A 13052-nucleotide genomic window follows, 5' to 3' on the forward strand; every position below is an offset into this window, starting at 1 on the left:
TTGAAGTAATATTATTTTAAAATATGAAGATTAGTATTATCGTCGTTATTTTTTCATTTGTACTTTCTTGTGGAAGTTCACAAAAAAATTCCGATTCACAATCAGAAACTACACATCGAAGTACCAGTATAGACCCTGTTGAAAACTTAGTTAAAGAGCCTTCCAAAATTAATTTGGTTAGTGATTATGGTAAGATTTATGCGGAGTCAATTATCCAAGAAGACTTAAAAGAAGTATTATACACACTGGCTTCTGATGATTTCGAGGGGCGTTTTACTGGCGAACCTGGACAAAAAAAAGCTGCACAATACATAACCGAATATTATAAAAAAATAGGTATTTCAGCTGCTAATGCTGATGGTAATTATTTACAAGAAATTCCCGTAACCTATTTCAAGGGAAAGGCAAAATTCAGTTCTGAAAATGTTGTTGCCTATATTAAAGGCACTGAAAAACCAGATGAATATGTTGTAATTTCGGCTCATTACGATCACCTTGGTATAAAAGGTGGTAAAATATTTAATGGTGCTGATGATGATGCTTCAGGTACAACCGCCGTTTTAGAAATCGCCAAAGCGTTTCAAAAGGCAGTAAAGGCAGGTAATGGCCCAAAACGTTCCTTAGTATTTTTACATGTTACCGGGGAGGAAATTGGTTTGTTTGGTTCTAAATACTACTCAGAGAACCCTATATTTCCGTTGGAAAATACTATTGTCGATTTAAATATAGATATGGTAGGTAGAATTGATGAAAAACATGATGAAACTCCTGAATTTATATATTTAATTGGAGCTGATAAATTGAGTACAGAATTACATGAACTTTCAGAAGCTGTTAATAAAAAATACACAAAATTAGCGTTAGATTATACCTATAATGACGAAAATGATCCGAATCGATTTTATTACAGATCGGATCACTATAATTTTGCTAAAAATAATATACCTGTAATCTTTTACTTCAATGGAGTTCATGAAGATTACCATAAACATACAGATACACCAGATAAAATAAGATATGATTTACTTCAAAAAAGAGCACAATTAGTGTTTTACACCGCTTGGGAAATTGCAAATAGAGATAAAACATTAAAAGTAGATAAAGAATAGTTGTACGCCATTGTCGACATAGAAACTACGGGAGGTAAATTTAACGAAGAAGGTATTACCGAAATCGCCATTCATAAATTTGATGGGCATCAAATTGTAGATAGCTTTATCAGTTTGGTAAATCCCGAACGAAGCATACAACCGTTTGTAGTAAACCTAACTGGTATTAACAATAAAATGTTACGTAATGCACCCAAGTTTTTTGAGGTTGCCAAACGAATCATAGAGATTACAACGGATTGTGTCATTGTTGCCCATAATTCAAAATTCGATTACCGTATTTTACAAACGGAATTCAAACGTTTAGGATATGAATATGAACGTGAATCTTTATGTACCGTTGAACTTAGTAAAAAATTAATTCCCGATTTAGATTCTTACAAACTCGGAAAGTTATGCCGAACATTAGGTATTCCAGTAACCGACAGGCATAGAGCGAATGGTGATGCCATTGCTACTGTTAAACTTTTTCAATTGTTATTGGATAAAGATGTTGAAAAAGAGATTATTAAAAGCACAGTAAGAAACAAGCCCAAATTACAGTTAGACCCTAAGTTAATTGATATTGTTGAAGATATGCCCGCTAGAACGGGTGTGTATTATATCCATCGTTCAGATGGTGAAATTATTTACATTGGTAAAAGTGTAAATATTAAGAAACGTATCAATCAACACTTTACCAATAGCAGTCAAAAATCTAAGAAAATACAAAACCTCGTAAGTACAGTTACGTACGAAATTACAGGAAGTGAACTCGTAGCCTTGCTTAAAGAAAGTGAAGAAATTAAGCGTAACAAACCCATTTTTAACCGAGCTCTACGCAGAACTGTATTTACCCATGCCTTATATAGCTTTATAGATGATAAAGGCTATATCAACTTAGAAATTGATAAAGCAGATGGAAGAGAAAATCCGATAACTACTTTTGCGAATAGACAAAGTGCTAAAAGTCACCTTTTTAAAATTACAGAAGAATTTAAATTGTGTCAGAAATTAACGGGAATCTATAACACCAAAACAAATTGCTTTAGTTATACCATTAAAGCATGTAATGGAGCTTGTATTCTTGAGGAAAGTGCCGAAGTATACAATTTACGTGTACAGCAAGTAATTGACAAGCATAGTTTTGAGAATAAAAACATGGTTATAATTGATAAAGGGCGTGAATATGACGAGCATAGTGCTTTATTGATTGAAAATGGCATCTTTAAGGGGATAGGGTTTTATAATCTGAACTATCAGATTAATAATATTGATGTGTTAAAATCACTTATTACTTCCATGGAAAATAACCGTGATGTACAACATATTATAAAAAGCTATTTACGCAGAAATAAGGTGAAAAAAATAATTGATCTATAAGCATCTACATGAAATATTTTATTCCTTTTTTCCTGTTCTACATTAGTTTTAGTGGCTTTGCTCAAACAAAAGAAGAGTATACTTTTGGTAAAATTTCACAAAAAGATTACGACCTTACAATTTATGAACGAGATTCTACGGCAAACGCAGTCTACTTGTATGAAAAAGGTAAAACTACATTTATTCAAACCTCAAACTCTATTGTTATTAGCACTAAATATTATGCTAAAATTAAAATTTTCAATAAAGAAGCATTTGATGTTGCAACAATTGAAATACCCATTTATAACAATAATAGTACTAGTGAAAAAGTAAAAGATATAAAGGCTATCACCCATAATGGAATGCAAAAAATGCATTTATCTCAAAATGATATTTTTACGGATAAAATCAGTGATAATTGGTCCAATGTTAAATTTACAATGCCAAACCTAAAGGAAAACAGCATTATAGAATATGAATACATCTTAGAATCTCCTTTTAAATTTAATTTTACTGGGTGGGACTTTCAGACCAATATTCCCAAAATTAAAAGTGAATTTTATGCTTTAATTCCAGGTAATTATATCTATAATAGAAGATTAATGGGATTTCAAAAATTATCTAAAAATGAATCTAAAATAAAGAAAAGATGTTTTTCTATTTCAGGTATTGCCGGTGAAGCTGATTGTGAAGAATTAATTTATGCCATGGAAAACATTCCTGCTTTTATTGAGGAGGATTATATGACTTCTAAATCTAATTATTTATCCTCTTTAAAATTTGAACTTTCTGAATTTAGAGGTTTTGACGGCATAAATCATAAGTATACTGAAACTTGGAAAAGTGTAGATAAAGAATTTAAAAGCGATAAGAATATTGGCAGACAATTAAGAAAAGTGGATTACTTAGAAAAAAGAATCCCTGAAGCTTTTTTAAACGGAACTAATGACCTCGATAAAGCAAAAGAAATCTATGCTTTTATAAAAGCACATTTTACATGGAATAATAAAATAAAATTATTTAAAGATGTTAAGGTAAAAGACGCGTTTAATAATAAGATGGGTAATTCTACAGAAATAAACATTGCCCTTATTAATGCGTTAAATGCGGTTGGTTTTGATGCTGAAATTGCATTACTATCTAGAAGAGATTATGGCTTACCCACCAAATTATATCCTGTAATGACGGATTTCAATTATGCTATAGCTAAACTTAATATAGATGGTAAAAGCTATTTATTAGATGCCACCCATAAAACAATGCCTTTTGGAATGCTTCCTTTTGATTTATTAAACTCCTATGCCAGGGTAATGAATTTTAGTAAAGGAAGTTATTGGGTTGATATAACTCCTGATAAAAACAATAGAGTATTAATGACCGTAGATTTAGAAATCGGTAAAAACGGTAATTTTAACGGTTCTATAAAAAAATTGTATTCAGGCTATAGAGCATTTAATAAAAGAAATGAAATCAATGACGCTTCAGAGGATGATTACTTAGAAGAAATAGAGAATGACGATAAAATAATCGTAAACGCCTATAATAATTTCAATCTAGATGGTGAAGAAAATAATTTGAAAGAAGAATTTGATATTACTATGGAAAGTAATTTGAATGAGAATCTGATGCTTATTAATCCTTTTATTCTTTCAAAAATCTCTAAAAACCCATTTCAATTAAAAGAAAGAACCTATCCTATTGACTTTGGTTATGCTCACTCTTTTTTATATACTTTAAAACTGAAAACACCAGAAGGTTACAGTATCAAATCTATTCCAGAGAATATCGCCTTTAAATTGCCAAATAATGGTGGAAGTTTCATGTTTAATATTCAGCAGAAAGAAAATGTAATTATAATGATGTATAAATTTGTAATAGGAAAAAGCTACTTTATACCAGAAGAATATCCTTATCTTAAAGAATTTTATGCACAAATTATCAAAACTCAGAATTCTTTGATAACTTTAGAAAAAATATAAACATCTGTTGGGAGCAAAAAACGATAAACAAAATAGACATTGGCGTGCTACATTGCATGAAGTGATATATGGTACACATACACCGGCAGGTCGTATGTTTGACGTGCTTCTATTAGTCCTAATTCTTTATAGCGTTATTATCGTTTTACTTGAAAGTGTAAAAGCATATAACGATGCCTACCACAACTTTTTTAATATCTCAGAATGGGTAGTAACCATACTTTTTACCATTGAATACATGTTGCGTGTTATCTGCGTTAAAAAACCTCAAAAGTATATTTTTAGCTTTTATGGTATTATTGATTTACTTTCTACCATGCCAAAATACTTATCTTTTTTCTTCTGGGGCTCACAATATTTTGCAGCTTTAAGAGCTTTAAGGTTACTTAGAGTCTTTAGAATTTTAAAGTTAGTTCGTTTCTTAGGTGAATCTGACAATTTAATCAAAGCGATTAGTGCGAGTAAAGCAAAAATATTTGTTTTTGTTTTTTCAGTCTTAATTATCTCTGTTATTCTGGGTACCGTGATGTATTTAGTAGAAGGTGCCGCTCATGGTTTTAACAGTATACCGCATAGTATTTATTGGACCATTGTAACCTTAACAACAGTGGGCTATGGAGATATTTCACCAGAAACCCCATTAGGACAGTTTATAGCCACAATAATTATGATAATTGGTTACGGAATTATTGCCGTACCAACAGGAATTGTATCGGCTGAATATACCATGGCAAATAAGAAAAACAACCATCATGATGATGGTAGATCTTGTGCTTCTTGTGGTGCAGAAATTCATCGTAATGATGCTGACTACTGTAGAAAATGCGGACATAAATTACCAGATGCCTAACTATTTAATTACCATTATCGGACCTACAGCAATTGGCAAGACAGCGTTAAGCATTGCAATTGCAAAACATTTCAATACAGAAATACTTTCCTCTGATTCTAGACAGTTTTTTAAAGAAATGAATATTGGAACTGCTGTACCTAATTCAGAAGAATTAGAAGCGGTACAACATCATTTTATCCAACATATTTCTATTAAAGATTCGTATAGTGTGGGTCATTTTGAAAAAGAGGCACTCTTAAAACTTGATGAACTATTTAAGACGCATAATGTTGCTGTAATGGTTGGCGGTAGTGGTTTATATACTGATGCTGTCTTATACGGTTTAGATGATTTCCCTAAGGTTGATCCTCAAATGCGTGTAAACTTAAAGCTTCAGTTGGAAGAACAAGGGATTTCGTCTTTACAAGAAAAATTAAAATCATTAGATCTTGAAACATATCAAAATATTGATTTAGAGAACCATCAACGCCTTATCAGAGCTTTAGAAATTTGTATGGGTACAGGTAAACCATTTTCTTCATTCCAAAATAAACATAAAGTAAAAAGAAATTTTATTCCCATTAAAATTGGATTGAATGCTGATAGGCAAATTATTTATGATAGAATTAATATGCGGGTTGATTTAATGATGGAAAACGGACTGTTAGACGAGGCCAAAAAACTATTTAGGTATAAAAACCTAAACGCACTGCAAACGGTTGGGTATAGAGAGCTCTTCGCTCATTTTGAAGAAGAAATCACGCTCGATTTTGCTATTGAAGAAATTAAAAAGAATACACGTAGGTTTGCAAAAAGACAATTGACTTGGTATCGAAAAGATGCTACTATTAAATGGTTCGATTATCAAGATACTCCTGAAAACATTATTGAATCCTTAAATAATTTAATTGTATAATCAATTTGAATTAAAATATTTTCTTGTTATAATCTTTGGGAAACTTACCGTCTATATCTTTATAAAAATCCTGTATTATTGTCATGTCATGATCAAAATCACCCGTGATCTCAACAATTTTTCCAACTCCTGCTATTTTATTAGTATAATCTAGAAAGCCTAATCCAACCGGCACATTCGCATTTTTAGCGATATAATAAAATCCCGTTTTCCATTTCTCTACCCATTTTCGAGACCCTTCAGCTGGAATCATTAAAATTAATTTTTCTTGCGTATTGAATAAATTAACGGCATAATCAACCAAATTATTTACTTTACTTCTGTCAACACCAATGCCACCTAACCATCTAAAAAAGAAGCCATGTAACCCTTTTGTATACACATTCTTTATCAAAAATTTTGACTCTACCCCAGCTTTCCAATACACCGCTAAAGCATAGATTAAATCCCAATTAGAAGTGTGTGGTGCCGCTAGCATTACACATTTATCTACTTTAAATTCTTCGGGGTATGTAAACTTCCATCCAAAGATAAAGAGCGTGAATTTACCAATTAGTTTTTTCATTTAATATGTATTGTAAATTTTCATTAAAGCCGTTTCCATTTCCTTTTTTATCTCACTGGAAGAAACTAAATAATTATTATTCATATAGCTAAAAATCAACAATGTTCCTTTTTTCGTAATGATGTAACCACTTAAAGAAGTTACAGCACTCAGGGTACCTGTTTTGGCATAAACAAAAGGTATTCCATTGTTAGCATACCAACTTTTTATAGTACCTGACTGGCCACCTACCGGAAAATAATTCAATAGTTTTTCTCTCGGAATTTCGCGGTACATTTTTTCCAATAGTTTTACCGTATTTTCAGGGGTAAATTTATTATACACTGAGAGACCAGAACCGTCTACCCATTTAAAATCATGAGGTAGATCATTTAAATAATTTTCTTTAGCGTACTTAATTGCTTCTTTGGTATTGAATTTACCAACCATTTCGTTACCTACTTGTAACATTAATTGTTCTGCTATAAAATTATCACTCACCGTTAACATTTGTTTGTATAAACTATCGTACATCTGACCATAGACATACTTAAAATCGTGCTGTGTATTCGGTTTTATTAACGTCACTGGCTTGCCTAAAGTATCACTTAATAAATCTGCAGTTAACTTACTGGTTGTCATAAAGGGAACTTCATACTTACGCTTGCTATTTTTTTCGATATAAAAATTATTTTGGCTTAAATCACGTCTTAGTGAAATAGAATCCAAAACCGTAATGTTCTTTTTTAAATAGGTGGGATAACTTTTAATTTGACCTAAATTCCATTTATAAGTTAATAAGTTACCATAAATGGGAAAAAGACTCTTTTCTGGTTGATAGTAATACGCATAATCATCCCAAGACCAACCATTACCAAATGCAGGATCCTCAATGTGTGCATCTATCAAATAGATGCTGTCTTTTTCATTTCCTAAAAAATTTAATACTTTAGAGCTGTCAAAACCAAACAAAAACGAAGGATCTGCTGTTCCTTTAATAACTAAAGAGTCATTCGCTCTATAATAGGCCAAACTTTTAACGGAGTCTTTAAACGTTCTAAAGGCGGCATAAAAGGTGTATAGTTTGGTGTTTGATGCTGGTGTAAAATATTTTGCTCCATTATGATTTACTATCTGCTTTTTTGTTGCTGGATTATATAATACAAAACCATTAAAAAAAGCGGAAGACTTGTCATTCTTATTCAAGTCACTTTTTAATTGATACGTGGTTCCACATGACGATAACAAAATACTAATAATCAATATTTTAATTGTATTTCCCCATCTTTTATTCTTCAAAACATTCATCTTTAAATCCTATTAAATATAACTTTTCTTGTGCTCTTGTAATTGCGGTATATAACCATCTATAGTAAGCAAGGCTGGGCCCTTCTGGCAAATAGGGTTGTTCTAAAAAAACGGTTTTCCACTGTCCACCCTGAGATTTATGACAGGTCATAGCGTATGAAAACTTTATTTGCAATGCATTAAAATAGATATTACTTTTAACTGCTAACAATCTTTTATATGCCGATTTCTCATCTACATAATCTTTAGAAACTTCTTGATAAAGAGTATTGTACTCATCATAAGTTAATGAAGGACTTTCACTCGATAGTGTATCTAATAAAACAACAGTTTCAAAAGGTTGTTGATCGGGATAATCTATCATTCTAACCGTAACTCCTGCAAATCTAAATCCATAGAGATCTTTATAATCAGAAATGCGTAAAATTTCACAAATATCACCATTTGCTATAAATCCGGCCTCGGCATTATCTTCTAACCAAAAATAGTTATTTTTTACAACCATTATGAAATCTCCGGTGGCAATTTCATTTTCTTGCCCTCTAATGGCACTTCTAATTTGTTCGTTATATTGATTAGCTCTTTTATTTGAACGTACAATAAAGGCCGTGTCTTCTACGCCACTGCTATCATATGCAACGGTTATTGCATCTTGAATATCATAACCATCCGTTAAACGTATAATGTCTGGGAAATTTAAATTAAAAGTAAAATTTTCAAAATCACCATGAGACAATAATCCTCTTATGTTGGTCGCATTTTCTAAAATTCCAGAATCTTGATGCTGACGCATCACTTCATTCAATTCAATTTCAATAACGCTTTTATTATAGTTAATCTCAAGAGTCTCTGCTTTTAATGCGGGACTCAATTCCAATTTTACAGGGGGTAATTGAGCTGTATCACCCACAAAAATAATTTTACAATTTTTACCTGAATACACATATGATATTAAATCATCTAATAGAGATGCTTGGTCGGAAAATTTCACATTCCCAGCATTATCAGGAATCATAGATGCCTCATCTATAATAAATATAGTATTGGTATGTTTATTTTGTTGTAAAGTAAAAGCAACGCCTCCATTACTCGCTTTCTTTGGATGGTAGATTTTTTTATGGATGGTAAATGCTTTCTTTTTTGAATAATTTGAAATCACTTTAGCCGCTCTACCTGTAGGTGCCAATAACACAGATTTCATACCCACTTGCCACATATTATTGACTAAAGTACTCATAGTCGTCGTTTTACCTGTACCAGCATAACCTTTCAATAGAAAAATGGTATTTCTATCCTTATCAAAAATATAAGCAGACAATTTGTGCAATAAACTATCCTGAATACTAGTTGGCGTAAAAGGAAATTTACTTTTGAGTACTTTATAAAAGTCTAAAGGGGTTGAAATCATTACGTTTTTTTACTAAAAGATCAAAGGTACAAATTGATTCACCATAAAAGTTTTAACTTTAATTTTTTTTTGTAGCTTTGCTGTATAACCATATAAAAATCAAATTTATTTAAAGATGTACACAATTCTAACCATCATTGCAGCAGTTCTAGTCGTTGGTCTGCTTGCCTATTTAATTGTTAATAAAATTCCTAAAGGAGTAAGACCTGTAATTTCTATAGTACTGTGGCTTCTTATTGCTTTTTTAGGTTATAGTATTTACACCGCTATTATGGCTCCAATAGCATTTAATAAAGAAAAAGTAGCTAGGTATTCAAAAGTAATTGACAATTTAAAAATGATTCGTGATGCTGAATTAGCTCACAGAGAAGTAACCGGCGTATTTACTGATAAACCTTCGGATCTTATTAAGTTTATTGATACTGCAAAATTTGCTATTACTGAAACAAGAAACATTGTAGTTCAAGAGCAAAGAGGTGCACTTACCATTGATGTAGAAAAAAGAGTTGTTGATACCATAGGATTTAAAGATGTTCGAGCAGACTTTGCAGGTAAAAATTATGCCAAAATGTTTGAAGTGCCCGGTACAAGTGCTAAATTTGATTTGCAAACAAGTTCTGTAGAAAAAGTACAAGGAATAAGTGCTTCTGTTTTTGAAGCTAAAGTAGATAAGGCAGTAGTTTTGGAAGGTTTAGATAAAGATTTTATTAGACAAGAAAAAGAAGCTTTAGGTGGTGTAGATGTTAGAGGTGAATTTATCTCTGTAGGATCTTTAGAAGACGTTAAAACTGGTGGTAACTGGCCTCCTTCATATGATACAGCAGAAGAAAAAGATAAAAACGAATAGTTTAGATGTTAAACATCTAGAGAACAATCATTTATCCATCCAATTCAGTTTGGGTGGATTTTCTTTTTGTGTCTTAGACAGAGAGAATAATACATTCATAGCTCTTAATGATTATGACTTTGTTGAGCCCAATAACTCTCCGCAACGTCTTATTGCAAATATTTCTTCTATTTTCGGAAATGATGAGTTATTAAAACAAAAGTACAATTCCGTTTCTGTAACCCATATAAATGATTTATTTACGCTTGTACCTAAACCTTTATTTAATGAAGATAGGCTTCAGGATTATGTAAGTTTTAATACTAAAGTATACCCTCAAGATTATTTGGTGTTCGACGAATTAAAAAACATGGACATCGTTAGTGTTTTTATTCCTTTTGTGAATATCAATAATTTTTTAATTGATCAATTTAACCATTTTGAATACAAGCATAACTCAACAGTTTTAATAGAAAATTTATTGGCAATTTATAAGTACAGTTTGGTGCCAAAAGTATTTGCTCATATGGCAAATGGTCATTTTGAACTGATTGTTATTGCCAATAAGAAATTACAATTCTATAATACTTTTAAATTTTCTACGAAAGAAGATTTTATTTACTATGTGCTATTTACCGCTGAGCAACTAAAATTAAATCCTGAAAAATTTGAATTTCTATTTTTAGGTTCTATCGAAAAAACGGACGATATCTTTGCTATGGCATATAAATATATTAGAAATGTAAGCTTGTTAGAAAATAGATCAAAATATAGTTTTGACGAAGCTTTTTCCGAGACCGATAAACGTACTTATTATTCCATACTCAATCAATATTAACAGGCTAAATACATTATATGCGAATTATTTCAGGCAAGCATAAAGGCAAAAGAGTTACCGCTCCAAAAAAATTACCGGCTAGACCTACTACAGATTTTGCTAAAGAAGCTCTTTTTAATATCATTAATAACGATTATTATTTTGAGGATTTATCTGTATTGGACCTGTTTTCAGGAATTGGTAGCATTAGTTTAGAATTTGCTTCTCGTGGGGCCAAAGAAGTAATTAGTGTTGATAGTCATTATAATTCCGTACAATTTGTTCAAAAGACTTCTGATGAACTTCAGCTTAATATTAGAACGTTAAAAAGTGATGTATTTAAATTTCTAGAGAAGAATCAATTAACTTTCGATATTATTTTTGCTGATCCACCTTATGATTTTACCAAAGAACAACTTACTGTAATTTTAAGTTCTGTTTTTGATAATAAAATGTTGAATACTGATGGAACAATAATTATAGAACATTCTAAACATACTGATATTTCTGACTTACCAAACTTTAGTTATTCGAAAAGATATGGTAGTAGTATGTTTAGTTTTTTTAACAACTAACAATACATATACATTGAAATACTATAGTTTAAATAATAAAGCCAAAGAAGTATCATTTAAAGATGCGGTTATAAAAGGTTTAGCGGAAGATAAAGGACTTTATTTTCCAGAAGAAATAAATCAAATTTCAAAAGAAATTATTGAAAATATCAATAACTATTCAAATGAAGAAATTGCTTTTGCTGCAATACAACAATTTGTTGGTGACGAAATTCCCGAATCTATTTTAAAAAATATTATCGCAGAAACCCTAAGTTTTGATTTTCCTTTGGTTGCTATTGAAGACAACATTAAAACATTAGAATTATTTCATGGTCCAACGATGGCCTTTAAAGATGTTGGTGCACGGTTTATGGCTCGTTGTTTGAGCTACTTTAATAGAGATAGCGATAGAGAAGTAACTGTATTGGTTGCAACTTCTGGAGATACTGGTGGTGCCGTAGCAAGTGGTTTTTTAGGTGTTAAAAATGTAAAAGTGGTTATTTTATACCCTAGTAAAAAGGTAAGTGATGTACAAGAAAAGCAACTAACAACCTTAGGAGCAAACATTTCTGCTTTAGAAGTTGATGGAACTTTTGATGACTGTCAAGCGATGGTAAAAAAGGCATTTTTAGATAATTCCATTACAGATTGCAAACAACTAACGTCCGCCAATTCTATAAACGTGGCTCGTTGGTTACCACAAATGTTTTATTTCTTTTTTGCGTACAAGCAACTTCAGGATAAAAATAAAAAATTAGTTTTTTCTATACCGAGTGGAAATTTTGGTAATATTTGTGCAGGAATGATGGCCAAAAAATTAGGGTTGCCCATTCACCAATTTATTGCAGCTACCAACATTAATGATGTCGTTCCTAAGTTTTTAGAAACTGGAGAATACCATCCGAAACCTTCCCATCAAACCATTTCTAACGCTATGGATGTTGGAGATCCTAGTAATTTTATAAGGATTCAAAAGATTTATAATGATGACTTGGAAACGTTAAAAGGTGACCTTCACTCCTACTCATTTACGGATGAAGAAACTAAAAAAGCAATGTTACACATCTACCATAAGGATAAATATATTGCTGATCCTCATGGAGCCGTAGGTTACTTAGGTTGCAAGAAATATCAAGAAAATACCCCAAACACACAATGTATATTTTTGGAGACTGCTCATCCTGTAAAGTTTTTAGATGTCGTAGAACCTGTCATTGAAAAATCATTGGAGTATCCTCCTCAAATTGAAGCGGTTATTAATAAAACTAAAAAAGCTACATTCATAAAAACATATGATGAATTGAAGGCTTTTTTATTGACGAAATAATTCCTAACTTTGTTTAAGTTGATTTTAATTCTATGATTGATCAACTGCTACTTTTTGCATAATATGTAGGGATGAGAATTTTTCA

At 31.3% G+C, this 13052-nt stretch carries 12 protein-coding genes; 9 read left to right on the top strand and 3 right to left on the bottom strand.

Annotated features, from left to right (window positions below; all coding sequences use genetic code 11):
* Positions 1-23: 23 nt before the first annotated feature.
* From JBL43_RS10125 to miaA, 5 genes are read left to right on the top strand one after another with little or no spacing between them, the layout of a single operon-like run.
* Positions 24-1109: a M28 family metallopeptidase gene (locus JBL43_RS10125; protein WP_198841327.1), complete on the top strand. Its 1086-nt coding sequence runs from the start codon at positions 24-26 to the stop codon at positions 1107-1109.
* Complete coding sequence (locus tag JBL43_RS10130) at positions 1110-2471, top strand: exonuclease domain-containing protein (RefSeq protein ID WP_198841328.1); 1362 nt, start codon at positions 1110-1112, stop codon at positions 2469-2471. It abuts the gene before it with no gap.
* 8 nt (positions 2472-2479) lie between these two features.
* Positions 2480-4432, top strand: coding sequence for a transglutaminase family protein (locus JBL43_RS10135; RefSeq protein ID WP_198841329.1), 1953 nt, complete (start codon positions 2480-2482; stop codon positions 4430-4432).
* 7 nt (positions 4433-4439) lie between these two features.
* Complete coding sequence (locus JBL43_RS10140; protein ID WP_233098753.1) at positions 4440-5282, top strand: ion transporter; 843 nt, start codon at positions 4440-4442, stop codon at positions 5280-5282.
* Positions 5275-6180: a tRNA (adenosine(37)-N6)-dimethylallyltransferase MiaA gene (gene miaA, locus JBL43_RS10145; protein WP_198841330.1), complete on the top strand. Its 906-nt coding sequence runs from the start codon at positions 5275-5277 to the stop codon at positions 6178-6180. Before JBL43_RS10140 ends, miaA begins: the two co-directional genes overlap by 8 nt.
* A gap of 10 nt (positions 6181-6190) precedes the next feature.
* Here miaA and JBL43_RS10150 read toward each other — a convergent pair whose 3' ends face one another.
* Genes JBL43_RS10150 through JBL43_RS10160 form a run of 3 tightly spaced genes read right to left on the bottom strand, consistent with a single transcriptional unit; the run spans position 6191 to position 9440 of the window.
* Positions 6191-6745: a 1-acyl-sn-glycerol-3-phosphate acyltransferase gene (locus JBL43_RS10150; RefSeq protein ID WP_198841331.1), complete on the bottom strand. Its 555-nt coding sequence runs from the start codon at positions 6743-6745 to the stop codon at positions 6191-6193.
* Positions 6746-8023 carry a D-alanyl-D-alanine carboxypeptidase gene (locus JBL43_RS10155; protein WP_198841332.1) on the bottom strand — a complete coding sequence of 426 codons (1278 nt, stop codon included), beginning with the start codon at positions 8021-8023 and terminating at the stop codon, positions 6746-6748.
* Positions 8013-9440 carry an ATP-dependent DNA helicase gene (locus JBL43_RS10160; RefSeq protein ID WP_198841333.1) on the bottom strand — a complete coding sequence of 476 codons (1428 nt, stop codon included), beginning with the start codon at positions 9438-9440 and terminating at the stop codon, positions 8013-8015. The genes JBL43_RS10155 and JBL43_RS10160 overlap by 11 nt, the downstream gene beginning before the upstream one ends.
* Positions 9441-9555: 115 nt before the next feature.
* Here JBL43_RS10160 and JBL43_RS10165 point away from each other — a divergent pair, with 115 nt between their 5' ends.
* From JBL43_RS10165 to thrC, 4 genes are read left to right on the top strand one after another with little or no spacing between them, the layout of a single operon-like run.
* Positions 9556-10287 carry a hypothetical protein gene (locus JBL43_RS10165; protein ID WP_198841334.1) on the top strand — a complete coding sequence of 244 codons (732 nt, stop codon included), beginning with the start codon at positions 9556-9558 and terminating at the stop codon, positions 10285-10287.
* Complete coding sequence (locus JBL43_RS10170) at positions 10253-11104, top strand: DUF3822 family protein (RefSeq protein ID WP_198841335.1); 852 nt, start codon at positions 10253-10255, stop codon at positions 11102-11104. The genes JBL43_RS10165 and JBL43_RS10170 overlap by 35 nt, the downstream gene beginning before the upstream one ends.
* 17 nt (positions 11105-11121) lie before the next feature.
* Complete coding sequence (gene rsmD / locus JBL43_RS10175; RefSeq protein ID WP_198841336.1) at positions 11122-11658, top strand: 16S rRNA (guanine(966)-N(2))-methyltransferase RsmD; 537 nt, start codon at positions 11122-11124, stop codon at positions 11656-11658.
* 13 nt (positions 11659-11671) lie between these two features.
* Complete coding sequence (gene thrC, locus JBL43_RS10180; RefSeq protein ID WP_198841337.1) at positions 11672-12967, top strand: threonine synthase; 1296 nt, start codon at positions 11672-11674, stop codon at positions 12965-12967.
* The last annotated feature ends 85 nt before the right edge of the window (positions 12968-13052 follow it).

Source organism: Aureibaculum flavum (assembly GCF_016406085.1).
In the GTDB taxonomy this organism is placed as follows: domain Bacteria; phylum Bacteroidota; class Bacteroidia; order Flavobacteriales; family Flavobacteriaceae; genus Aureibaculum; species Aureibaculum flavum.